The 24,358-nt window shown below is 51.7% G+C and carries 21 protein-coding genes and 2 pseudogenes; 11 read left to right on the forward strand and 12 right to left on the reverse strand.

Translation table 11 applies throughout. The features are described 5' to 3' along the window. The 4 genes and pseudogenes from cspG to FEK43_RS01845 all read left to right on the forward strand — a co-directional run bounded on the left by cspG (nt 1) and on the right by FEK43_RS01845 (nt 779). On the forward strand, nt 1-213 hold the full coding sequence (gene cspG / locus FEK43_RS01830; protein ID WP_000066493.1) for a cold shock protein CspG: 213 nt from the start codon (nt 1-3) through the stop codon (nt 211-213). Between the two features lie 10 nt (nt 214-223). Continuing rightward, nucleotides 224-412: a cold-shock protein gene (locus FEK43_RS01835; protein ID WP_130205730.1), complete on the forward strand. Its 189-nt coding sequence runs from the start codon at nt 224-226 to the stop codon at nt 410-412. Next, nucleotides 381-616: pseudogene (locus FEK43_RS01840) on the forward strand (cold-shock protein). Before FEK43_RS01835 ends, FEK43_RS01840 begins: the two are co-directional and overlap by 32 nt. Further along, the gene (locus FEK43_RS01845) at nt 606-779 is read left to right on the forward strand and encodes an addiction module toxin, GnsA/GnsB family (RefSeq protein WP_130205410.1); all 174 of its coding nucleotides are present in this window, start codon (nt 606-608) and stop codon (nt 777-779) included. The pseudogene FEK43_RS01840 and the gene FEK43_RS01845 overlap by 11 nt, the downstream one beginning before the upstream one ends. A gap of 48 nt (nt 780-827) precedes the next feature. On the opposite strand, the gene FEK43_RS01850 is transcribed toward FEK43_RS01845, so the two are convergent. The 3 genes from FEK43_RS01850 to torR all read right to left on the reverse strand — a co-directional run bounded on the left by FEK43_RS01850 (nt 828) and on the right by torR (nt 5,442). Continuing rightward, a complete protein-coding gene (locus tag FEK43_RS01850) occupies nt 828-1,901 on the reverse strand; it encodes a 4Fe-4S binding protein (RefSeq protein WP_135406342.1) in 1,074 nt (357 codons plus the stop codon). A gap of 71 nt (nt 1,902-1,972) precedes the next feature. Next, nucleotides 1,973-4,717, reverse strand: a complete 2,745-nt coding sequence (gene torS, locus FEK43_RS01855) for a TMAO reductase system sensor histidine kinase/response regulator TorS (protein ID WP_135406347.1) — start codon at nt 4,715-4,717, stop codon at nt 1,973-1,975. A 32-nt stretch (nt 4,718-4,749) separates the two neighbouring features. Continuing rightward, on the reverse strand, nt 4,750-5,442 hold the full coding sequence (gene torR, locus FEK43_RS01860) for a two-component system response regulator TorR (RefSeq protein WP_130205416.1): 693 nt from the start codon (nt 5,440-5,442) through the stop codon (nt 4,750-4,752). A 131-nt stretch (nt 5,443-5,573) separates the two neighbouring features. Between torR and torC the strand changes: the two genes are divergently transcribed. The 3 genes from torC to torD are packed head-to-tail and all read left to right on the forward strand — an operon-like array spanning nt 5,574 to nt 9,873. Next, a complete protein-coding gene (gene torC, locus FEK43_RS01865; RefSeq protein WP_135406349.1) occupies nt 5,574-6,743 on the forward strand; it encodes a pentaheme c-type cytochrome TorC in 1,170 nt (389 codons plus the stop codon). Further along, entirely contained in the window at nt 6,743-9,277 is a 2,535-nt protein-coding gene (gene torA, locus FEK43_RS01870) for a trimethylamine-N-oxide reductase TorA (protein WP_135406352.1), read from the forward strand. Before torC ends, torA begins: the two co-directional genes overlap by 1 nt. Further along, a complete protein-coding gene (gene torD / locus FEK43_RS01875) occupies nt 9,274-9,873 on the forward strand; it encodes a molecular chaperone TorD (protein ID WP_131162302.1) in 600 nt (199 codons plus the stop codon). Before torA ends, torD begins: the two co-directional genes overlap by 4 nt. Before the next feature lie 155 nt (nt 9,874-10,028). On the opposite strand, the gene cbpM is transcribed toward torD, so the two are convergent. The 5 genes from cbpM to FEK43_RS01900 all read right to left on the reverse strand — a co-directional run bounded on the left by cbpM (nt 10,029) and on the right by FEK43_RS01900 (nt 14,039). Continuing rightward, nucleotides 10,029-10,334 (reverse strand): chaperone modulator CbpM, encoded by a 306-nt coding sequence (gene cbpM, locus FEK43_RS01880; RefSeq protein WP_130205424.1) that lies wholly within the window; start codon nt 10,332-10,334, stop codon nt 10,029-10,031. Then, nucleotides 10,334-11,254 (reverse strand): curved DNA-binding protein, encoded by a 921-nt coding sequence (gene cbpA / locus FEK43_RS01885; RefSeq protein ID WP_135406354.1) that lies wholly within the window; start codon nt 11,252-11,254, stop codon nt 10,334-10,336. Before cbpA ends, cbpM begins: the two co-directional genes overlap by 1 nt. Before the next feature lie 213 nt (nt 11,255-11,467). Further along, nucleotides 11,468-11,824, reverse strand: a complete 357-nt coding sequence (locus tag FEK43_RS01890) for a RidA family protein (RefSeq protein WP_131162301.1) — start codon at nt 11,822-11,824, stop codon at nt 11,468-11,470. After that, nucleotides 11,821-13,074 (reverse strand): D-amino acid dehydrogenase, encoded by a 1,254-nt coding sequence (locus FEK43_RS01895; RefSeq protein ID WP_131162300.1) that lies wholly within the window; start codon nt 13,072-13,074, stop codon nt 11,821-11,823. Before FEK43_RS01895 ends, FEK43_RS01890 begins: the two co-directional genes overlap by 4 nt. Before the next feature lie 50 nt (nt 13,075-13,124). Further along, nucleotides 13,125-14,039, reverse strand: coding sequence for a LysR family transcriptional regulator (locus tag FEK43_RS01900; protein ID WP_130205432.1), 915 nt, complete (start codon nt 14,037-14,039; stop codon nt 13,125-13,127). Between the two features lie 272 nt (nt 14,040-14,311). Between FEK43_RS01900 and FEK43_RS01905 the strand changes: the two genes are divergently transcribed. Both FEK43_RS01905 and agp read left to right on the forward strand, forming a co-directional pair. Continuing rightward, nucleotides 14,312-15,745 (forward strand): gluconate:proton symporter, encoded by a 1,434-nt coding sequence (locus tag FEK43_RS01905; protein ID WP_130205434.1) that lies wholly within the window; start codon nt 14,312-14,314, stop codon nt 15,743-15,745. A gap of 149 nt (nt 15,746-15,894) precedes the next feature. Further along, the gene (gene agp / locus FEK43_RS01910; RefSeq protein WP_135406356.1) at nt 15,895-17,136 is read left to right on the forward strand and encodes a bifunctional glucose-1-phosphatase/inositol phosphatase; all 1,242 of its coding nucleotides are present in this window, start codon (nt 15,895-15,897) and stop codon (nt 17,134-17,136) included. Nucleotides 17,137-17,536: 400 nt separating this feature from the next. Here agp and FEK43_RS01915 read toward each other — a convergent pair whose 3' ends face one another. Both FEK43_RS01915 and wrbA read right to left on the reverse strand, forming a co-directional pair. Continuing rightward, entirely contained in the window at nt 17,537-17,764 is a 228-nt protein-coding gene (locus FEK43_RS01915) for a YccJ family protein (protein WP_001143120.1), read from the reverse strand. 20 nt (nt 17,765-17,784) lie between these two features. Then, nucleotides 17,785-18,381, reverse strand: coding sequence for an NAD(P)H:quinone oxidoreductase (wrbA, locus tag FEK43_RS01920; protein ID WP_001151442.1), 597 nt, complete (start codon nt 18,379-18,381; stop codon nt 17,785-17,787). Nucleotides 18,382-18,757: 376 nt separating this feature from the next. On the opposite strand from wrbA, the gene FEK43_RS01925 reads away from it, so the two are divergent. Beyond that, a complete protein-coding gene (locus FEK43_RS01925) occupies nt 18,758-18,931 on the forward strand; it encodes a general stress protein (RefSeq protein ID WP_001273658.1) in 174 nt (57 codons plus the stop codon). 258 nt (nt 18,932-19,189) lie between these two features. Here the strand turns inward: FEK43_RS01925 and FEK43_RS22940 are convergent. Beyond that, nucleotides 19,190-19,444: pseudogene (locus tag FEK43_RS22940) on the reverse strand (solute carrier family 23 protein); the annotation flags it as partial. A 260-nt stretch (nt 19,445-19,704) separates the two neighbouring features. Here FEK43_RS22940 and rutR point away from each other — a divergent pair. Next, the gene (rutR, locus tag FEK43_RS01935; protein ID WP_000191701.1) at nt 19,705-20,343 is read left to right on the forward strand and encodes an HTH-type transcriptional regulator RutR; all 639 of its coding nucleotides are present in this window, start codon (nt 19,705-19,707) and stop codon (nt 20,341-20,343) included. A gap of 39 nt (nt 20,344-20,382) precedes the next feature. On the opposite strand, the gene putA is transcribed toward rutR, so the two are convergent. Next, nucleotides 20,383-24,345 carry a trifunctional transcriptional regulator/proline dehydrogenase/L-glutamate gamma-semialdehyde dehydrogenase gene (gene putA / locus FEK43_RS01940; protein ID WP_135406359.1) on the reverse strand — a complete coding sequence of 1,321 codons (3,963 nt, stop codon included), beginning with the start codon at nt 24,343-24,345 and terminating at the stop codon, nt 20,383-20,385. Nucleotides 24,346-24,358: the final 13 nt, after the last annotated feature.

Genomic DNA, 24,358 nt, shown 5'->3' on the forward strand with positions numbered 1-24,358 from the left:
ATGTCTAATAAAATGACTGGTTTAGTAAAATGGTTTAACGCAGATAAAGGTTTCGGCTTTATCACTCCTGATGATGGCAGCAAGGACGTTTTCGTCCATTTCACCGCCATCCAGAGCAATGAATTCCGCACGCTGAACGAAAATCAGAAAGTCGAATTTTCTATTGAGCAGGGGCAACGTGGTCCCTCGGCAGCGAACGTTGTTACGCTCTAAGGTTGCCGCTATTACTCAGCATCTCCATTTCCGCTGTCCATGTTGTCATGGTTCACAGTACCGCACATCGGCATTCGATGTGACGGAGCGAAACCCTTTAGGTGCAAAGTGTATTTTCTGTAAATCGATGATGATCACCTTTGATAACATCGCATTGCAAATACGCACTGACCAGACACCACTGGATTTCACCAAATAATATCAGGCTCCCTCGTGGAGCCTTTTTTATATCTGGCTTATTTTTCCTCAAGTCTGTATGTATAATAAGCGATAACCTGTTGATTATTGAATCTTTCAGGGAGATGGCTTATAACATTTCTTACCTGACCAGGTACCGGGAACCAACACCTTACTGGCGTGTTGCTGTCTTTTAAGACCAGAAGAGGTTAACAGTGAATATTGAAGAGCTAAAAAAACAAGCCGAAACGGAAATCTCAGATTTTATCGCGCAAAAAATCGCCGAATTTAACAAGAACACAGGGAAAGAAGTCTCTGAAATTCGCTTCACCGCGCGGGAGAAAATGACCGGGCTTGAAAGTTATGATGTCAAAATCAAAATAATGTGATTTTGTGAACATCACCCCGTGCGAGGTGATGTTCCGCTTGTTGCTAATTTAGTGACCAATCATTGGCGCTTGTGGAATTAAGCGTCGGTACAACTCCTCTGGCACCGGGCTCTGCCATACTCCCGCATACATCGCATAAGCAATCACCGCGAACATAATTCCCAATACCAGTAGTGCCATGAGCCAGCCAGACAAGGCAAAGACCTTTTTATTTGCCGCAGGTTTTTGCAGCGAAAAGGTCAATGTTGAGGCCACCGGGCATGACTCCACGCAGGTCATACAACCGGTACATTCCACCGTTCTGACCTGAATTAATTTATCGACTGGGATCCGTGATGGGCAATTTTTCGCACATTTACCGCAGTCGATACAGCTTTCGGCATTGCGACGAATCTTAAACGGCGATAATAGCGAAACCAGTCCCATCAGCGCACCATATGGGCAGAGATAACGACACCAGGCATGGCGAATAAACAGGCTGGCAATCAGCAAAACCGTCACGCTGATTAATGTCGCTTTCCCCATATGGCGAAAGAAATCGAGCATTTTAACGTCCATCACCACGCTATAAGGCGATAGCATAAAATAGTGAATCGCCTGGGCGGGCATGAATAACGCGATATAAAGAAAAAAGCTTAATAGCAAATATTTCACCGCGCGTAGAGGAATATCCAGCCAGCGGGGAGGGGCGAATTGTCGACCAAACAGTTTTTTTCCGAGATCGCCAATTAATTCAGAGAGCGTACCAACAGGGCATAGCCACGAACAAAAGGCTTTTTTCAGCAGTAAGCTGATAATGATAAAAGCGACCAATAACAGCATCGCGGCGGCGTGCACGGAAGGTAACTGACTTGTTGCAAGGCTGTATTTCAGATTCATCAGACCAGCAATCGGCAGCCAACCTTCAATGCCCCCCGGTCTGGCGACAAATGCCGTATTACCTGCCGTTTCGTAATAGCGCACCCAGTACCAAAAGGTGACGGCAATATAAATATTGATTGCCAACAGTAATAATTGCGTCGCTTTACGCCAGGTCGTGGCATTGCGCCAGTCATTCCACGGTAATTTACCGCCCGTCGTGCCTGGCCGTCGCTGCCAGCGGATTCTTTTTTTCTCTGCCATGATTTTGCCCGCCCGTTAAGTTGCATACCAAATGCCACTATTCTAAGTTTTCTCAACGGGATGATATTGATTCACATCGGGTTCGGGGCTTTCTTATTCAGCCACTGTTCCAGGGCCGCGATGCTACGCGTAATTTCTTCACGCGGCAGGGCCGCGGTTAATGGTTCCAGCTCAAGTTGTCCGCACAACTGACAGGCACTGCGCATGCCCAGACTGGCGCAGCTGCTTTTCAACTGATGCGCGGCACGTTTGATTTTGTCGCTGTCGTGACTGGCGCGGGCAGTGTCCATTTCATCGAGAAGGGGCAGGGCATGTTGTTTAAATAATGTCAGCCATTCGTGGATTTTCTCCACCCCCATTAACTGCGCATCTTCATTGAGTTGCGATACATCCAGCGGTTGATGGTTATGTGTTTGCGGGTGCAGATAGTGAGCCAGTAACTGACCAAGCACTTCACGCGACACCGGTTTAGGGATAATTCCGCGAAATAGCGAACTGGTACGCTGGCGCAGCGTTTCGTCGATGACATGGGCGCTAAAGCCAATCAAAACCAGCGACGGATATTGCAGCGAAAGTTGCCGGGCAAGTGTAATGCCGTCGATATCCGGCAGATCAAAATCCACCAGCGCGGCAGCAAACGGTTCACTATTTTGCAGAGCATCTAAAGCCTGCGCGGCATTTCCTACGGCTGTGACCTGAGCGCCACTGGTGTTAAGTATCTCGATGGTAATACGCTGCGTTAGCGGGTTATCTTCAATCAACAGTAATCGTAAACCGTCCAGACGCACCGCCTGATTGACTGTTTTTGGCACGGGCGCAGTGGCAACACGTAATGGTAACCGTAAGCCAAAACAGCTTCCTGCTCCCGGCGTGCTGGTGGCGTACAGTTCGCCGCCCATCGCCTGGGCCAGACGGCTACTGATAGTCAACCCCAGCCCGGTGCCGCCGCGTTTGCCGCTCACCTGAACAAACGGCTGAAAGATATCAGCCAGTTTCGCGGGATCAATACCACAGCCGCTGTCTTCCACTTCGACCAGCCATTGCTCGCCATCAATGCGGCTGCGCAGGATAATCAGCCCCTCATCGGTGAAACGCAGGGCATTACTCAACAAATTGGTAATAACCTGGCGAATACGGCGCGGATCGCCCATTAACGCGGTTGGGACATCGTCGGCAATTTCCGTTACCAGTCGAATCGGACGACCTTTAACCCGTCCGCTCATTAATTGCAGGGTACTTTCCAGCAGTGGGCGCGGTTCAAAGGGCTCATCGCTGACCGAAACATTCTTGCCGCCTGCTTCGATAGCCGAATAATCGAGAATATCGTTGAGGATGGTCAGCAACGATTCGCCAGAGTCAGTAATCGCCCGCAAATCATCACGCTGGGCGTTAAGCGCCGGGTTATCTGCCAGCAACTGCGCGGTGCCGAGAATTCCGTACAGCGGAGTGCGGATCTCATGGCTCATTGCTGCCAGAAACGCCGATTTTGCCTGGCTGGCTTTTTCTGCTTCCGCCCGTGCCTGTCGGTGTTCTATCACCAGTTCCTGCAATTCAGCTGTACGCGTTTTGACTTGCGCCGCCAGTTGTTCGCGGTGGCGATTAAGCGCATGAACACTGCTGCGAAACGCATCCATCAGCCGCCCGATGGTGTCCAGCTCCCGCACGCCAGCGGTTTCCGGGAAAGGGGAGTCGATATCACCGTCCAGCAGCCGTTGCAGAGCCTGCGTTTGTTCGGCAAGTGGACGCGTGACTGAGCGATAAACCACGCGCCAGAGGATCAGAATCAATGAGCAAAGAGAAACGACGCCCAGCAGTAGCAGGTTAAACCGTACATGTTCACTGGCGCTTTCCAGATGTGTAAGTCCGGCCCGATTACGCTGCTCAATGGTTGCGACCAACTGATTAACTTCGTTGCTGAACTGTGCAAACTGCACAATATTATTTTGCGTCAGCGTCTGCAGGTGAGTATTGAGTGCTTTTTCACGTTGGTACAGCGCCAGTAACTCGACATATCGTTGTACTGTCTCCAGCGCCTTTTCAGCCTGCGCGCGAACCGGTGGGGCCTTAATACGCCTTTGTTGAAGCTGTACCCTGTTAAGGGCGTTTTTCAATTGAACAGGCAGCCTGTTCTTATTTTTTTCACTCTCCTCCAGCTCCAGTTTCATAACGAAATGCTGTATTTGCAGAGCGCTAAAGCGCATTTCGTGCATCTGCCTGACGTACTCACGATCGCCAGCAACCCACTGTTCGACGGCGCTCTCTGCCGACCTGTTATGATTGTAGCCAAACACACTTTGCGGGCCAGACTGCGGTGATGCGGTGGCGATGGCTATGTAATGGGTCTGGGATTGCGCGATGTTGGCGATTTCTCCGGCCGCGGCGACGATTTGCTGGCTGAGTTGTTGCTGTTGATCGTGGAGTTTCAGCCGCTGACCGACCAGATCGCCCTGTTGACGTAGCGAGTGGTCAATCTCATAGGCTTGCCGTTCAATAGCTATCGTTTCAAACCCTTTCTCGCGCAGCCCCTGCAACAGGGAGTCAATTTTCAGCTTCTGCGCCGATAACGTTCTCCCCTGGGATTGCCACATCTCTGCGCTATCCGTGTTGTTCAGATTTTGGGCGGTAAAGAGTTCCCACGCGCTGGCCTCACTCAACTGACGGGCCATATTCATGGTTGGGATCAGGGCCAGAGTATTGGTCTGAGCGCTTTGAGTTAAAACGCGCAGGTTATACCAACCTACAAAGATACTTACCAGAGTCAGCAATGCCATCAGGGCAAACGCCATCCACAATCTTTTGGCCAGAGTGAAAATCATCCTTGGTGCACCACATTACCTGAATCGGTGGATTAATAGACATCAGCGGCTAAGAAATACCCTTCGCCATGCTGCGTAACTAACAGGTTGGCGCTGAGTTTATGACGCAAACGGCGGATCAGTACGTCCACAGTGCGCAAATCGGGGTTTTCTACCCGCCGGGCGGAGAGCATACGCAGCAGTCGTTCGCGGCTGAGGATCTCGCCAGGATTAGTGACAAAGGCCACCAGCATTTCGTATTCCGCGCGGGTGAGTTTGATAGGTCGGTCGTCCTGATCCAACGTGTGGCGTGAGATATTCAGACAATATCCGGCAAAACGATAGCAGTTATCCTGAGAGAGAGCGTTGGCCTGACGGGCCAGATCGATACGCCAGAGCAGATTTTTTACCCGTACCACGAGTTCACGCAGCTCCAGCGGTTTGATGACATAATCATCGGCGCCCATCTCAAGCCCGACAATTCGATCAATAGGATCGCTGCGCCCGGTCACCAGAATAATCCCCACCGTTGAGCGTTCGCGCAGGGCTCGGGTGAGCATTAAGCCGTTTTCATCGGGCAGGTTAATATCCAGCAAAATGAGATCAACAGGCTGGTTTTCCATAATTTCCCGTAGTCCGTCGCCGCTTGCCGTGACCGACACGAGATACCCTTCCTGGATGAAGTAGCTTTGCAAACGTGCCTGCGTCACAGGCTCATCTTCAACAATGACAATATGGTGTGACATCCCTGCTTTCCCGATCTTCCTGTTCATATCCATTCATATGCTGTCATAAGCCATTCATCCTGACGAGTGCCGCTATTCATATTTGCTTATTAAGATCACAGTTGCCAAATTATATTTTTACAGGAGTTATTATGAGACGACTATGGAGTGCGCTGCGTCGGCCAAGTGCGCGTTGGTCGGTGTTAGCGCTGGTGCTGATGGGGATCGTGATCGGTATTGCCTTGATTGTGTTACCTCACTTCGGGATCAAGGCCACCAGCAGCACTGAGTTTTGCGTCAGTTGCCACAGTATGACGCCGGTGTATGAAGAATATAAAAAGTCGGCGCATTTCCAGAATGCTTCCGGCGTACGCGCCGAGTGTCATGACTGCCACGTCCCGTCAGATTTACCGGGAATGCTGAAGCGGAAACTGGAAGCGAGTAATGAGGTGTATCAGACCGTTATTGGTCACTCCATCGATACCCCTGAGAAATTCAACGCTAAACGCGCAGAACTCGCCGAGCGCGAATGGGCGCGGATGAAAGAGAACAATTCAGCGACCTGCCGTTCCTGCCATAACTACGACGCGATGGATCATGCAAAGCAGCATCCGGAAGCCGCACGTCAAATGGCCGCCGCAGCGAAAGATAATCAGACCTGTATCGACTGCCATAAAGGCATTGCCCACCAGCTGCCGGATATGAGCAGCGGCTCGCGTAAACAGTTCGAAGAGCTACGCGCCAGCGGCAGAGATGATAAAGACATCCTTTATTCTATAGATATAAAGCCGCTTTATGCAGCAAAGGATGATAAAGAAGCGACGGGTTCACTGCTGCCAGCCTCTGAAGTGAAAGTGCTTAAACGTGACGGCGACTGGTTGCAGGTGGCTATCATCGGTTGGACGGAAAGCGCTGGAACTCAACGGGTTCTGACCGAGTTACCTGGCAAACGGATTTTTGTCGCCTCTATTCGCGGCGATATCCAGCAGCAGGCGAAAATGCTGGAGAAAACCACCGTTGCTGATACCAAAACCGAGTGGAGTAAGATGCAGGCCACCGCATGGTTGAAGAAGGGCGATATGGTCGACGACATCAAACCAATCTGGGCCTATGGCGATACGCTGTACAGCAGTGCCTGTAAACAGTGTCACGGCGCGTCAGCAACGACCCATTACGACGCCAACGGTTGGATCGGCCAAATCAACGGCATGATTGGTTTTACCAGCCTGGATAAACGGGAAGAACGCACCATGCTGAAATATCTGCAAATGCATGCGTCGGATACCGCAGGGAAGTTTCACAGCGATAAGGAAGGAAAATAATGAAAAATAAAGACATTTTTCAGGCATCACGTCGACGCTTTCTTACCCAGCTTGGCGGCTTAACGCTGGCAGGGATGCTGGGGCCATCGCTGTTAACTCCACGCCGCGTTAACGCAGCGCAGGCTGTTACGTCGAAAGAAGGTATCCTGACCGGTTCGCGGTTTGGCGCCATTCGCGCGACGGTGAAAGACGGGCGCTTTGTGGCGGTGAAACCGTTCGAACTGGATAAGTACCCGACGAAAATTATCGCCGGGCTGCCGGATCACGTCCACAATCCGGCGCGTATTCGCTACCCAATGGTACGAGTCGACTGGCTGCGTAAGCGCCATCTGAGTGACACCACTCAGCGCGGCGATAACCGTTTTGTCCGCGTCACTTGGGATGAAGCCCTGGACATGTTCTATGAAGAACTGGAACGGGTGCAAAAAACCTATGGCCCCAGTGCGTTACTGACCGCCAGCGGCGGGCAATCATCCGGTAAATTTCATAGCGCCGGGGGAATGCTGTCGAAAGCCATCGCTCTACATGGCAATAAAGCGAGTACCGGCGGTGACTATTCCACTGGGGCAGCGCAGGTGATCCTGCCGCGGGTGGTGGGATCAATGGAAGTTTACGAACAGCAAACCTCCTGGCCGTTAGTGTTGCAAAACAGTAAAATCATCGTCATGTGGGGCACCGATTTGGTGAAGAATCAGCAGGTTAATTTCCGCTGCCCGTCTCACGATGTTTATGAATATTACGAGCAACTGAAAGAAAAGGTGGTGGCGGGCGAAATCGAAGTTATCAGCATCGACCCGGTGGTCAGTTCAACGCATGAATATCAGGGGCGTGAGCACGTTAAACATATTATTGTTAACCCGCAAACCGATGTACCGCTACAACTGGCGATGGCCCATACCCTGTACAGCGAAAATCTGTACGACAAACAATTCATTGCTGATTATTGCGTCGGTTTCGAGCAATTTCTGCCGTATTTGCTGGGTGAGAAAGACGGCCAGCCGAAGGATGCCGTCTGGGCAGAAAAACTGTGTGGCATTGACGCCGAAACGATCCGCACGCTGGCGCGGAAAATGGCGGGCACAAGAACGCAAATTATGGCTGGCTGGTGCGCCCAACGTATGCAGCACGGCGAGCAGTGGTCATGGATGATTGTGGTGCTGGCGGCAATGCTCGGGCAGATTGGCCTGCCAGGTGGCGGTTTTGGTTTTAGTTGGCACAGCAGCGGCTCAGGCGTGCCAGGCCGTAAAGGGATTATCCTGAGCGGTTTTCCCGGTGCCACGAAAATTCCGCCAGTTCATAACAACAACGATTACAAAGGTTACAGCAGCACCATCCCAACGGCCCGTTATATCGACGCCATTCTGGAACCGGGGAAAGAGATCAACTGGGACGGCAAAACAGTTAAGTTGCCGCCGCTGAAAATGTGTGTTTTCGCCGGGACCAATCCGTTCCACCGCCATCAGCAGATCAACCGCATAATCGAAGGCTGGCGTAAGTTGGAGACGGTGATTTCCATTGATAACCAGTGGACCTCCAGTTGCCGCTTTTCCGACATTGTATTACCCGCAACCACCCAGTTTGAGCGTAACGATCTCGACCAGTTTGGTGACTATGCCAGCCATGGGCTTATCACCACTAAACAGGTGGTGCAGCCGCAATTTGAGGCGCGCAACGACTTTGATATTTTCCGCGAGTTATGCCGCCGCTTTGACCGTGAGGAAGCCTTTACTGAAGGGCTGGATGAGATGGGGTGGCTCAAGCGCATCTGGCAGGACGCGCTCCAGCAGGCCAAAGGACTCGGCATCCATTTACCGACCTTTGATGAGTTGTGGAACAGTAAAGAATACGTGGTCTATGACCATCCGCAGATGTTCGTGCGTCATCAGGCATTCCGCGAAGATCCCGACCTCGAACCGCTGGGGACGCCGAGCGGGTTGATTGAGATCTACTCGCAAACTATCGCCGACATGCACTATGACGATTGTCAGGGGCATCCAATGTGGTTTGAGAAAATTGAACGTTCCCACGGTGGACCTGGTTCGCAGAAGTATCCACTGCATCTGCAATCGGTGCATCCCGATTATCGCGTCCACTCGCAACTGTGTGAATCTGAAACACTGCGTCAGCATTACAGCGTAGCGGGCAAAGAGCCGGTATATATCAGCCCGCAGGATGCCCGTGCGCGCGGGATTGCTAACGGTGATGTGGTGCGTGTCTTTAACGATCGGGGGCAGGTTCTGGTGGGCGCGGTGGTTTCTGATCTCTATGCACCAGGCGTGATCCGGATCCATGAAGGCGCCTGGTATGATCCGGATAAAGGCGGTGAGCTCAATGCGCTGTGTAAATACGGTAACCCTAATGTGCTAACGCCCGACATCGGGACTTCGCAACTGGCGCAGGCCACCAGCTCACACACGACCATTGTGGAAATTGAAAAATTCACCGGTCCAATAGAGAAGGTAACGGCGTTTAGCGGTCCGATTGAGATGGTGGCACAGTGCGAATATGTTCCGGCACCGCAGGTGAAATCATGACTTCACTAACGGTGGAACAGAATGCCTGTATCTACGCCTGGCTGGCGCAGTTGTTCTCCCGTGAACTGGACGATGAACAACTGACGCAAATCGCCAGTGCACAGATGGCTGAATGGTTTTCTTTGCTGAAACGCGAGCCGCCGCTGACTGCGTCGGTGAACGAACTGGAAGCTAAAATCGCCGCCTTGACGGTACGTGACGATGCCCGTCTGGAACTGGCCGCTGACTTTTGCAGCCTGTTTTTGATGACTGACAAGCAGGCGGCACTGCCGTATGCATCGGCGTATCAGCAGGACCCACATGTGATCAAAGGCTTACTGGCTGAGGCAGGGATGGACACCAGTGGCAATTTCAACGAACCGGCAGATCATCTGGCGATTTTTCTTGAGTTGTTAAGTCATCTGCATTTTGCCCGGGGAGAGGGGATTGTACCTGCACAGGAAGTTGACAATCTGCGGCAAAAAACACTGATGTCGCTGCGGCAATGGTTACCAGAGTTTGCTGTGTGTTGCCATCAGTATGACAGCTTTGGTTTTTACGCGGCACTAAGCCAGTTATTGCTTGCGATAACCAATAGAGATAATGCCGATAGGTAGGCCTGATAAGACGCGTTAAGCGTCGCATCAGGCATTATGGCATAGCTGCCGGATGCGGCGTGAATGCCTTATCCGGCCTACGGAAAGGGTGATTTTTGTAGGCCTGATAAGACGCGTTAAGCGTCGCATCCGGCAGCCAGTTCCGGCAGCCACACTCACGGGTGAGCCACAAACCGGGAAAGCCGCTGGCGTAGCAGGCGGTTTTCCTGTTTCAGATGTGCAATATCATCCATTAACGTTAGCGCCACCGCGATCCCCGGCCAGTCCAGCGCCAGTTCCTGACGTAGACGTACCGCGCGTTGCACCACAATGGCGGCATGGTCATCAAATACCCAGGTTGTTTCCTGGATCTCTCTCGGTTCAACCACCCCCAAACCGACAATTTCATTCAACTCCTCTTCAGAAATGCCGGTATGCAGGCAAAACTCGGTAATGGTAAAAGTCACCGTAACATGAGCCATTATGCTTTCCCCCAATCTTTACGTGGATCAAAAGACGACTGGGCGTCTGCCAGTTGTTGCCACAGCGCGGCAGTATTTTCATCCGGTTTCGGCGGCATGACGATTTTCAGCACAGCATACAAGTCACCAGTCTGTTTTTTGCTTACCAGACCTTTGCCTTTAATGCGCAATCGTTGCCCGGCCTGACTGCCTGGCGGAATGGTCAACAAAATGCTTTCTTTCAGCGTTGGTACAGTGACTTTGCTACCCAGAGCCGCTTCCCACGGGCTAACCGGCACCACAATTTCCAGATCCTGACCGACAATATCAAACAACGGATGCGGGGCTATATGAATCACCAGCCACAGGTCGCCATTTGGACCACCGTTTTCGCCTGGCGTCCCCTGGCCTTTCAGGCGGATACGTTGACCATTGCCGACACCCGCCGGGATCTTCACATTCAGCGTTTTCGGGATTTCCTGTTCGATCATGCCAAAGGCGTTATAAACCGGCAGGTTATAGCTGATGGTACGTTTGTGCTCAGTAAGCGTTTCTTCCAGGAATACCACAACTTCAATTTCAATATCGTGGCCACGTGTGGCGGGGCGTTGACGGCTCTGGCGGGCATGTTGACCGAAAATTGACGAGAAGATATCGTCAAAATCTTCGGCATTGAAACTCTGACCGTCGCCATGCTGGAACTGGCGGTTGAATTGCGGATCGTTGCGATGCTGCCACATCTGATCATATTCAGCGCGACGCTGTTCATCACTTAGCACTTCCCAGGCTTCAGCAACCTCTTTGAAGCGGGCTTCGGCATCGGGCTCTTTGCTGACATCAGGATGGTATTTGCGGGCCAGTCGACGATAGGCGGTCTTGATTGTCTTGAGATCGTCCGTCGGTTTCACGCCCATGATGGCGTAATAATCCTTTAATTCCATAGCGTTATCTCGCGTAAATCAATACAGACAAAGGGAAACCCCTGACAAGGTATCAGTGTTAAGTGTAGGGGAAATCAGAAAAAATCGTAGGCCAGTGATAAAAACATAACTAAAAATGATATTTTCAGCCTGAATTTTGGCAGGTAAAAGAGGGGACGTTTAACCTTCACAGATGCCCCATGACGACGTTGTCAGGGGGCTGAAAATGGTGACTTATCCTGCTTTTACCGCAGTGACCATCACTTCAACCAGAATCTCCGGGCGGGCCATCTCAGCCTGTACGGTAGCGCGAGCCGGGCTATGTCCTTCTGGCAGCCAGCTAACCCATACGTCGTTGAAATCGGCAAAATCGCGGCTGATATCTTTCAGCCATACCTGAGCGGACAAGAGATGAAATTTATCACTGCCAGCTTCAGCAAGTAATGCGTCGATTTTCTCCAGCACTTCGCGCGTTTGTTGCGCGATGTCAGGAGTATTGCCCTTCGGTGTCTGACCGGAGAGAAATACAAGATTGCCATATTCCACACTGGCGGCAAGACGAGGTTGTGGGTTATTACGTTTGATATTCAAGCTGATTGGCTCCATGTCAGTCCATCAAGGGAAATTGCGGGATCTTCGCCCGACAGCAGCGCGCCTAACACTACGGCACTACCTGCCGCCAGCGTAAAACCCAGACTGCCCTGACCAAGATTCATCCACAGATTTTGATACTTCGCCCGTCCTAAGAGTGGCGGACCCGCAGGGGTGGATGGACGCATACCTGTCCATAATTCGGCATCATCGATGCCTTGCAGTTGCGGAAAACTGTTAGCTACGATCTGCTTTAAGGCATTGATTCGTTCAGGGCGCAATTCATTTCCGTCATAGCCAATATCGACCATAGCGGCGATACGCAACCGCTCACCGAGTCGGGCATAGACAATTTTATGACCGTAGTCGGTGACACTGATTTGCGGTGCGATCCCCATTTCTTGTGGGAAGGGAAGCGTCAGACTGTAACCTTTAAGACCGCAGATCGGTACGTGAGTCCCGGTTTCGGCAAGTAAATGCTTACTACCATTACCCGCGGCAACGACATAATCATCCGCAACCAGCGTTCCTGTGCTGGTGGTGATGGAATCAATGCGCTCGCCTTTTTTATTCAACTGCAAAACTTCACAATCGGTTTGTAGCGAAAAATTTGCGCTGGCATTAAGTTTGGCAAGTAATGCCTGGCAGAACTTATAGCAGTCCGCCGTTTCATCTCCGGGAGAGTAAATACCGCCACACAATGAATGACCAATATGTTTTAGTGCTGGTTCAAGATGAACGCACTCTTCGCGTGATAAAGCCTGTTGAAATTGCGGATTAATACCTTTTGCCGCTTTGGCTAAATCTTGCGGGCGGCGATGAATAATCAGTTTGCCAGAACGGCGCCAGTGAAAATCATCAAGATTATCTTCCAGCAGCCACTCTTCCATGACCTGACGGCTTAACAGTGATAAGCGTAAAATATGGTCGCCATTGAGTTTATTTGTCCGGCTATTGCAGGCCAGTAAAAACTCCAGCAACCAGCGCCACTGGCTAAATGACATGCGCAAACGCATATTCAGGGGAGAGTTGCTTTTCCCCATCCATTTAAGCCCCTGCATCGGTACGCCTTTATCCGCCAGAGGAGCAACGTAGCGATAACTGAGTTGCCCACCATTAGCGAAACTGGTGGCGATACCTGCCTGACTGTTGCGTTCTAACAATTGTACCTGATGGCCCTGTTTTACCAGCACCCATGCTGTTGCCAGACCAATTACCCCGCCGCCAATAATTACAATGCGTTTTTTCATCACCTGAGATATCCACCGCTAATAAATGCGTTGGGGGTATGTCAAAGCATTTAGGCCTGAGGAGCAATTGACTTTTTATTTTCAGGGTATAACTCAAGGTTAATGGCTCGCAGTTGCTGACGTAATTGCTGGCAAAGGAAATCGACAAATTTTTGTGTAATGGGACTAAGTGAAACGTCGGCACGGCGTAGCAAACAAAGGTCTATTTTCATTGGGGGTTCGATGGGGTGAATCGTCTCTGCCGGAAGGTTATGACGGGCAGAGAAAATATCGGTAATACTGCATCCCATTCCGCGTTTTACAAATTCCGTGGCCATGTAATAGGTCTGGACATTCAGGCGCGTCGTCAAAAAATCACGTCGTTTAGCTATTGCATCGGAAAGGGAATGAGGGCCGGGAGAAATCCAGCGTTGTTGGTCAATCTTGTCTATTTCTACTGCGCCCAGGCGATAGTCCCGGTCGATATAAACCAGCGGAACTTCGGCTATCAGCGTCGTCATAATTTCCCCCTGTTGAATCGGCTGTAGCGTCAGGGCCAGATCAATCTCACGCAGATCAAGCTTTTTAACCAACGTTTCAGTGTGCTCTGTCGTCAGTGTCATGACCAGATTCGCATTCTGCTGGTAAAACGCCGTGACTATTTCCGGCACCAGACTTAATCCCAGGCTTGGCAGGCATCCCAGGGCTATTCTGGCTCGCGGATCTCGCGTCAGGTTATCGGCCAGCAGTCGCAGGTTGTCGAGTTCGTGATAAATCGACTGCGCTTTTTCAAAAAGTGTGATCGCTTCGCTGGTTGGAAGAAGCTTGCCACGAACTCGCTGAAAGAGCTGAAAACCGAGTTTTTGCTCAGCGTTTTTTAACGCTTTACTGGCGGCCGGTTGGGAAATATTCAGCGATTCCGCTGCCCGTGAAAGTGTCCCGCATGTCATCACAGCATAGAAGATTTCCAGGTGGCGCAGTTTCATTAAGAGTTAACCCAGAGTTATAGACGATAGATAAAAAGTCATTTCATGGTAACACCAAGTTAACATAAATTTAATCTGTAACGTCTGTTCTGGTAACAATGCGTTATTTGCCCACCTAAAGGGGTTAATTACGAACTCAGAATAATACCTGTAGTACCCGGACAAACCCTCAGTGCATTTTGCTAACAATAATAACGAGGGGGGATATTTTCTGAGCTGTCCAAATACATCGGCTGATATTGAAAGTCGATTCGATGGGGTTAAGGAGTTATATGAGTGACTCAATGCTCGCTGGTGGTTTACTAACCAGACAAAATATCACCAAAAAGAATGTCATTATTGGTTTGTTATTGATTGCATTTTTACTGATAGCGTTCTGGTGCCAGGGGCGTCCAGGTAATGAACTCGGACTGCTTGGTTTTACACCACTGGTGGCGTTAGCGGTGCTCTCGTTGATAGGCGTCGATATTGTTCTGGCGGTTATTTCATCGATTATTATTGCGATGATAATGACTTCCACCGGCTTACCTGAAATGGGTGCCATGCTGGCAAAATCGACGGGATCGTTTATCGCCACTGTTGGTTTGATCATTATGCTTGGCGCAGGCGTAGGTGAAGTGGCAACACGTACCGGAGCCGCCGTTGAACTGGTCAAATTTGTGGTGCATCGTATCGGGCTTTCCAGCCAGACACGGGTCAAATTTGGCATCGTTGTCTCATCCATTCTTATCTGTGGCGCGCTGGGTACTATGGCAGGCGGTAATGCCATTATTGTTGCGGTGATTATTCCCGTGGCGGCTGCAGTACGGCTGACACCGCCTACAGTGGCTGCACTGATGATGACGGCGGGGTCAGTGGGATTGTTTACCGGGCCATTTACTCCCAGTACCGTGACGATTTTACAACTCGGCGGCCTGACTTATCCGCAATACCTGATGTACGTCGGGCTGCCAATGAGCGCCGTGACGTTATTTGCTGGCTGGATAATGGCCGGGCGAATTCAGAAGATGACGGAAGGAAAATTACACTACGAAGTGGATCTCTCAGAGAAAACTCAGGAAGAAGAGGATCCTGCCCGCGATCGTCGTCGCAAACTCAGCGCCCTGGCATTTGCTGCAACCATTATTGTGATGGCGGTTATTGGCGTAGTGATAAAAGCAGGTTTTAGTTTTGCCATTATCGTTATGCTGTTGGTGGCGTTGATCACCGGGCTGGTGGGGGGATTAAGCCCAACCGGGATCCTGCAAGCCCTGTATAAAGGGTGTGGCAGACTGGTGTGGATGTTTCTGCTCTACTGGCTGTATAACCCGATTCTGGAGCTTATGGATAGCCTGCAGGCGTATCAGGGATTGCTCGAATACACACAACCACTGTTAACCGGGATATCTCCGGCATGGCTTTGCTTCTGTATTTTTGCCTTTAATATTATCGGTCATGTGCCAGGTGCTGCTGTTGCTCAGATGACCTTCACGCATAAAATATTTGGTCCGATGTTGATGGCTGCGGGAGTGCCGCCACAGGGTACAACGGCAGTATTATTAGCCTCATCGCAAGTGGACTGGTTTGGGCCTTTCCCTTCATCGGATATGTTCGGTCAAATGGGGCTGGCACAATCTACTCACCTGAAATATATGCTTTATAACGGTTGGGCCATTGTCATTGCCAATATCATTCTTTTTGCCTTGCTGTTTCAGGTATTAGTTTAACGATACAAACCAGGCGATAGCGCGACTACTGTCCGTTATCGCCTGACGGTTTCCCGCCTCGTCATCTGCTAAATTGCGAACCTGTTCCCGGAAAAATGCCATATTTCTGTCACACTCTTAATTGATTGATAACTAAAGAGGTGATGGGAATGAAAAAAACGCTAATTGCTGCGGCCGTGGCTGGAATGGTTTTACTCTCTTCGAATACTCAGGCACAGACCATGCCGGAAGGCTATCAGCTACAGCAAGTGCTACTCATGAGCCGTCATAATTTACGTGCGCCATTGGCAAATAATGGCAGTGTGCTTGAGCAGTCGACGCCGAATAAATGGCCGGAGTGGGATGTTCCTGGTGGACAACTCACGACCAAAGGCGGCGTGCTGGAAGTGTATATGGGCCATTACATGCGTGAGTGGCTGGCGGAGCAGGGGATGGTGAATTCGGGGGAATGCCCGCCGCCTGACACCGTTTATGTCTATGCCAACAGCCTGCAACGTACCGTCGCTACCGCACAATTCTTTATTACTGGCGCATTCCCTGGGTGTGACATTCCGGTCCACCACCAGGAAAAAATGGGCACCATGGACCCCACCTTTAATCCGGTAATCACCGATGATTCCGCCGCATTCAGTGAGCAGGCGGTGGCGGCAATGGAGAAAGAGTTCAGCAAACTACAACTAACGGACAGCTATCAGCTACTGGAAAAAATCGTTAACTATAAAGATTCTCCTGCCTGCAAAGAGAAACAGCAGTGCTCGTTGGTGGACGGTAAAAATACCTTTAGCGCGAAGTATCAACAAGAACCAGGCGTTTCCGGGCCGCTAAAAGTGGGCAACTCGCTGGTGGACGCGTTCACCCTGCAATACTACGAAGGTTTCCCGATGGATCAGGTGGCCTGGGGGGAGATCAAATCAGATCAACAATGGAAAGTGTTGTCGAAACTGAAAAACGGCTACCAGGATAGCCTGTTTACTTCACCGGAAGTGGCGCGCAATGTCGCGAAACCGCTGGTCAGTTATATCGACAAAGCCCTGGTTACCGATCGTGCCAGTGCGCCGAAAATCACAGTGCTGGTTGGGCACGACTCAAACATTGCCTCTCTGTTAACGGCGCTGGATTTCAAACCGTATCAACTGCATGACCAGAACGAACGCACGCCGATTGGCGGCAAAATCGTTTTCCAGCGTTGGCATGACAGCAAAGCCAACCGCGACCTGATGAAAATCGAGTATGTGTACCAGAGTTCGGAACAGTTGCGTAATGCCGACGCGTTAACGTTGCAGGCTCCGGCTCAACGCGTGACGCTTGAACTTACCGGCTGCCCGATAGATGCCAACGGTTTTTGCCCGATGGATAAGTTTGATAGCGTGTTGAATGAAGCGGTGAAATAACAGAAAGCTCCCCCGCGAGAAGCGGGGAATATGAGACTGATGACAAACGTGAGATTGCCTGATGCGCTACGCTTATCAGGCCTACCCGAGAATTGCACTATATCGAATTTGCACGATCGCGTAGGCCGGATAAGGCGTTCACGCCGCATCCGGCATGAACAAAGCGCACGTTGTCAACAATTTGAAAGCTCCCCCGCGAGAAGCGGGGGAATATGAGACTGATGACAAACGTGAGATTGCCTGATGCGCTACGCTTATCAGGCCTACCCGAGAATTGCACTATATCGAATTTGCACGATCATGTAGGCCGGATAAGGCGTTCACGCCGCATCCGGCATGAACAAAGCGCACTTTGTCAACAATTTGAAAGCTCCCCCGCGAGAAGCGGGGGAATTGCTGATTAAACGTTTTTACGTTCGATGGTCTGTTCGCCCCAAAAAAGCGAATCTTTATCGGTCTTAGCAAAGGCTTTGACTAACACTTCATCGCTACCTTCTTCCCAAATCTTTTCCGCCATTTTTTCGTCATACCCGGCGACTTCAAAAATGGCCTCGGCTATTTCCGGCGACGTATTGCGCAGAGATGCCCATTCACCCACGTGATGAGCTTTCGCTTCTTGAGTTGGCATGCGTATCCTCCTGTTGAAGATTAGCCGTTAAGTTTAACTGCCAGACCAGCGACATATTCCCCCTGATAACGTGCGATAGACAACTCTTCCTGGCTGGGTTGGCGTGAACCGTCACCGCCTGCAATGGTGGTTGCGCCGTACGGCGTTCCGCCGCGAACCTGCGAGACGTCAAAAAGTTCCTGCGCTGCGTAGCCAATAGGGACAATCACCATGCCGTGGTGCGCAAGTGTCGTCCAGGTGGATGTGATGGTTTGTTCCTGACCGCCGCCGGTGCCGGTAGAGCTAAAGACGCTCGCCAGTTTTCCGTACAATGCGCCAGAAGCCCACAGGCCGCCAGTCTGGTCGAGGAAGGTACGCATTTGCCCGGACATATTGCCAAAGCGGGTTGGCGTACCAAAAATAATGGCGTCGTAATCGGCCAGTTCTTGCGGAGTTGCAACGGGTGCAGTTTGCGTTTTACCGCCTGCTTTTTCGAATAATTGCGGCTGCATGGTTTCCGGTACACGCTTAACAACAACTTCTGCGCCATCGACTTTGCTTGCGCCTTCAGCGACTGCGCGCGCCATCGTTTCGATATGTCCGTACATGGAATAATAAAGCACCAGAACTTTAGCCATTTCTAACCACTCCTCGTGTTATCTCTATTCCGTAGCGATTCGCTACCACTCTTTTAAAGATAAGACGTCCTTTTCAGAGTGCAAATTTCACAACCACTTATTTGATTTATAACAACTTTCACAAGCGCGTAAATTTGTCGCAAAATGATACATTTTTATCCCATAGCGTTTTTTTAATCATAAGAGAGGCTTATGGATAATTATTGGAAATGATATCTATTCTCGCTCAGAACCTGTTGCAGGATATTACCAAACGCGGGTCCACCCGCGTCAGTTCACTAAGCTTAGTCCCACGTAGCGAAAATATGGCACCGCCATACGCCGCGTTAATCTTATGCAATGCAATATGATGTCTACATCAAGACGGAGGTCAGTAATGGCAAACCATCGAGGCGGTTCAGGTAATTTTGCAGAAGACCGCGAAAGAGCATCAGAAGCAGGTAAAAAAGGTGGACAGCACAGCGGGGGTAATTTCAAAAATGACCCGCAGCGCGCATCTGAAGCAGGTAAAAAAGGTGGCAAGAGCAGTCACGGCAAAAGCGACAACTAGCCGGGCTAATCAATGACGAATGCATTTTTGTCTCTAGCTCGTCAAAAAGCCATCACCGCCGGTTACCCCGGCGGTTGATACTGATGACAAATGTAAGCTTGCCTGATGCGCGATGCTTATCAGGCCTACCAGAAGATTGCAATATATTGAATTTGCACTGTTTTGTAGGCCGGATAAGGCGTTTACGTCGCATCCGGCATGAACAATGCGTACGTTGTCAACAATCTGCACCGCCGGGTAATCCCGGCGGTTTTCTGTTTATGGCTCCTGATGAACAACTTCTGGCGGTGGAACGTCAACCAACTTTCTGCTTAACAACGCATTGAGTAAAATCGCGCCAAAAGTTGCTGTACCGATCCCTCCCAACGTAAAACCGCCCAGCGCGATGCTGATATTCGGGTTAATCCCCTGACCGTTAAAGCCCGTTGCGGCAATCACCACGCCAACAAAAGCCGCGCTGGAACCGAGATAACTGGGGACGTGTCCGCCAGTAATAAAGAAAAACAATAACGTGAAAGTCAGACGGGGCGCTGCATCCTGCATATCCTTTTCAGCCGCGTAATGGCTTGTTGGCAAAGCGGATGCCAGTTTTTAAAAATTCAATGTTATTAATGTATTAATGTTTGGTTGTTGAAAATGACTGGTAAAAAGTGGACTAAACGGTCAAAACAGTTGCACATAAAACATGCGTTCGTGCGCGATGAGAGTGCAGAAGGTCGAGGCCAGACGGGGGTTTTGCTATCCTGTTGCTAATCTACAAGAGGGGAGAGCGCATGACGCAAGGCGCAGTGAAAACAACGGGTAAACGTTCGCGCGCAGTGAGCGCGAAGAAAAAAGCGATTCTTAGCGCGGCACTGGACACTTTTTCGCAATTCGGTTTTCACGGCACAAGGCTGGAGCAAATTGCAGAGTTGGCGGGCGTTTCTAAAACCAATCTGCTGTATTACTTCCCGTCGAAAGAGGCACTGTATATTGCCGTGCTGCGGCAAATTCTCGATATCTGGTTGGCGCCGTTAAAGGCGTTTCGTGAAGATTTCGCCCCGCTGGCGGCGATCAAAGAGTACATTCGTCTGAAGCTGGAAGTCTCCCGCGATTATCCGCAGGCTTCGCGCCTGTTCTGTATGGAGATGCTGGCAGGTGCGCCGCTGTTAATGGATGAACTGACGGGCGATTTGAAGGCGTTAATTGATGAGAAATCAGCGCTGATTGCAGGCTGGGTCAAGAGTGGCAAACTCGCGCCGATTGACCCGCAGCATTTGATTTTTATGATCTGGGCTTCCACTCAACATTACGCCGATTTTGCCCCTCAGGTGGAGGCGGTGACAGGCGCGACGTTGCGCGATGAGGTATTTTTCAATCAAACGGTTGAAAACGTGCAGCGGATTATTATTGAGGGGATTCGACCACGTTAAAGATGCCGGAGGAGGTTGTAACATCCTCCGGCTACCTGTTTAACCTATAGTCATTAAGCTGGCGTTACCGCCAGCGGCAGCGGTATTCACACTCAGCGAACGCTCGATATACAGCCGTTCCAGCAGGATATTGCTTTCGCCACGGGCAAAACCCTGCACCGAAACAATTGCGCCATCCCGCGCGGCAACTGCTTCACACAATGCGCGAAGCTGATCCGAATCACCGTGGAAGATCACCGCATCAAACGGTTGAGCGGTTATATTTTCCGCTTTCGCCAGTTGAATACGTTCGCTGACTGCCGATGGCAATGCCTTCACTAACTGACGATGCAGCGCGTCATCCGGCCACAGTACCTGGCTGCCCACCGCCAGCACGGCGGCAAGCTGAGTCAGCGCATCCTGTTCATCATCCGCGATACACAATACGCGCTCACGCGGCAGCAGCGTCCAGGTGTTGCGTTCACCCGTCGGCCCTGGCAGCAATCGTTGTGTTCCTGCCTGCGCCAGCTCGCCATATTGCGTACATAACGCCTGCAATTCTGGACGGTTTGCCGCCCATTCCCGCAGTGCATTCAGCGGCTGAGTCAATGCGGTTTTCAACTGGGCATCGACCGGATACTCTGCATCCTGACGCGCGAGCGTCACCGCCAGCGCGCTTTCCGGGCGATTCGCCAGCAGACGGTAGAGATAGAGCGGACCGCCAGCTTTCGGCCCGGTGCCGGACAACCCTTCGCCGCCGAACGGTTGCACCCCAACCACCGCGCCCACCATATTACGGTTAACGTACAGGTTGCCGACATGGGCCGAGCCAGTGACCTGGGCGATGGTTTCATCAATACGCGTATGGACGCCAAGCGTCAGGCCATAGCCGGAAGCGTTAATCTGCTCGATCAGTTCCGGCAGCTGGTTACGGTTATAACGCACCACATGCAGCACCGGTCCAAAGACCTCTTTTTGCAATTCGGCAAAGTCATCCAGTTCGATAAGCGTCGGGGCGACAAAGGTGCCGCTTTGCCATTCACGGGCATCTTCACTGTCTTCCCGAACAGCCTGGAACACCGGACGGCCTTTGCTACGCATGGTCTGAATATGACGCTCGATATTGGCTTTCGCTTCGCTATCAATCACCGGACCGATATCCGTGGTCAGGCGACCCGGATTACCCATCCGGCATTCGGCCATTGCGCCGCGCAGCATTTTCAACGTGTGGTCGGCAATCTCATCTTGCAGGCACAGCACGCGCAGTGCCGAACAACGCTGACCCGCACTGTCGAAGGCCGAGGCCAGCACATCTATTACTACTTGTTCGGTCAGGGCGGAGGAATCGACAATCATCGCGTTCATGCCGCCGGTTTCAGCGATGAGCGGAATAGGGCGCCCCTGAGCGTCCAGGCGGCTGGCGATATTGCGTTGCAGTAACGTAGCGACTTCGGTTGAACCGGTAAACATCACCCCGCGCACGCGATTATCACCCGTCAGTTGCGCACCCACGGTTTCCCCCTGACCTGGCAGCAATTGCACTACGCCTGGCGGTACACCCGCTTCCAGCAAAATGGCGATCCCTTGCGCAGCAATCAGCGGCGTTTGTTCTGCCGGTTTTGCCAGTACGCTGTTACCTGCCGCCAGTGCGGCAGCAATCTGCCCGGTGAAAATAGCCAGCGGGAAGTTCCACGGACTGATACACACCACAGGCCCTAATGGACGGTGGGTTTCGTTAGCGAAATCATCCCGCACCTGTCCGGCGTAGTAGTGGAGAAAATCAACCGCTTCGCGCACTTCGGCAATGGCGTTACTGAAGGTTTTTCCGGCTTCACGCACCAGAATACCAATCAGTTGCTGCATCTGGCTTTCCATCAGCACGGCAGCGCGATGCAAAATCGCCGCGCGTTCAGCCGGAGGAGTGGCAAACCAGATTGGCGCCTTATTAACCGCACTTTCCAGCGCCTGTTCCACTTCACGCGGCGTGGCTTCACGCACATAGCCCACAATATCTTTCGGTTCCGCCGGGTTAATAACGGGCGACATCTCACCCGCCGCTACCGGTTGTTCCAGCATTGGCAAGGCCTGCCATTTTTGCAGTGCACTATTGAGCAGGGCAGAAGAGAGCGAGGCCAGACGGTGTTCGTTAGCGAGATCCAGCCCTGCCGAGTTGTCGCGCCCATGACCGTAAAGATCGCGCGGCAGGGGAATTTTCGGATGCGGTAATCCAGTTTGCCCTTCCTGTTGCGCCAATTTTTCTACCGCAGTGACCGGATCGGCGACCAGTTCATCCAGTGGCAAAGAGGTGTCGGCAATACGGTTAACAAACGAGGTGTTAGCACCGTTTTCCAGCAGGCGGCGCACCAGATACGCCAACAGCGTTTCATGTGTGCCAACCGGAGCATAAATACGACACGGACGGTTAAGTTTGCCGTCGGCAACTTTCCCGGTGACCTGCTCATACAGTGGCTCGCCCATACCGTGCAGGCACTGGAACTCGTACTGACCCGGGTAGTAGTTTTGACCCGCCAGTTGATAAATTGCCGCCAGCGTATGGGCGTTGTGCGTCGCGAACTGCGGGTAGATTAAATTCGGCACCGCCAGCAGCTTTTTCGCACAGGCGAGATAAGAAACGTCGGTATACACCTTGCGGGTATAAACCGGATAACCTTCAAGGCCGTCCATCTGCGCACGCTTGATTTCACTATCCCAGTACGCGCCTTTCACCAGGCGAATCATCAGACGACGACGGCTGCGGGTTGCGAGATCAATCAGGTAGTCAATCACCAGCGGGCAGCGTTTTTGATAAGCTTGAATAACAAAACCGATACCGTTCCAGCCTGCCAGTTCTGGCTCGAAACAGAGTTTTTCCAGCAGATCGAGGGAGATCTCCAGACGGTCGGCCTCTTCGGCATCAATGTTAATACCAATATCGTATTGACGCGCCAGCAGGGTTAATGATTTCAGACGCGGGTACAGCTCTTCCATTACCCGGTCATACTGGGCGCGGCTGTAGCGCGGATGCAGCGCCGACAGCTTGATTGAAATGCCCGGACCTTCATAGATGCCACGACCATTGGATGCTTTACCAATGGCGTGAATCGCCTGCTGATAGGAAACCATATACGCTTGCGCGTCCGCGGCAGTCAGCGCGGCTTCGCCCAGCATATCGTAAGAGTAACGGAAACCTTTCTCTTCCAGCTTGCGGGCATTGGCTAACGCTTCCGCGATGGTCTCACCCGTGACGAACTGCTCGCCCATCAGGCGCATCGCCATATCCACACCTTTGCGGATCAGCGGTTCACCGCTTTTACCGATAATGCGATTTAGCGAGCGGGAGAGGCTGGCTTCGTTATGGGTAGAAACCAGTTTGCCGGTAAACAGCAGCCCCCAGGTGGCGGCATTAACAAACAAAGACGGGCTACGACCAATGTGTGACTGCCAGTTACCGTTGCTGATTTTGTCGCGAATTAACGCATCACGGGTGGCTTTGTCGGGAATACGCAACAACGCTTCCGCCAGACACATCAGCGCCACGCCTTCCTGCGATGACAGCGAAAACTCCTGCAATAACCCCTGAACCATACCTGCGCGACCACTGGCGTTTTTTTGATTACGCAGTTTATCGGCCAGTTGATACGCCAGTTTGTGCGCCTGTTCGGCAACTGACTGCGGCAGGCGAGCTTGTTCCAGCAGCATAGAAACCGCTTCGGTTTCCGAGCGGCGATAGGCCGCGGTGATAGCGGCGCGGGAAACCGACTGGGGCAAAATTTGCTCGGCAAAGTCGAGGAAAGGCTGGTGTGGTTCCTCTGCCGGATTCGGCGCTTCATCGCTCTCATTGGCTGCGCCAGAAAGCAGTGCAGGCAGCTCCGGCAAGGTATCGCTATTTTCCAGTTGTTCAAGATAAGAAAAAATCGCCTGCTTAATTAACCAGTGCGGTGTGCGATCGATACGTGTCGCGGCAGACTTAATACGCTCACGCGTCGCGTCGTCCAGCTTAACCCCCATGGTGGTGGTTCCCATGCCATTGCTCCTG

This window comes from Escherichia sp. E2562, from assembly GCF_005781075.1.
Classification (GTDB): Bacteria; Pseudomonadota; Gammaproteobacteria; order Enterobacterales; family Enterobacteriaceae; genus Escherichia.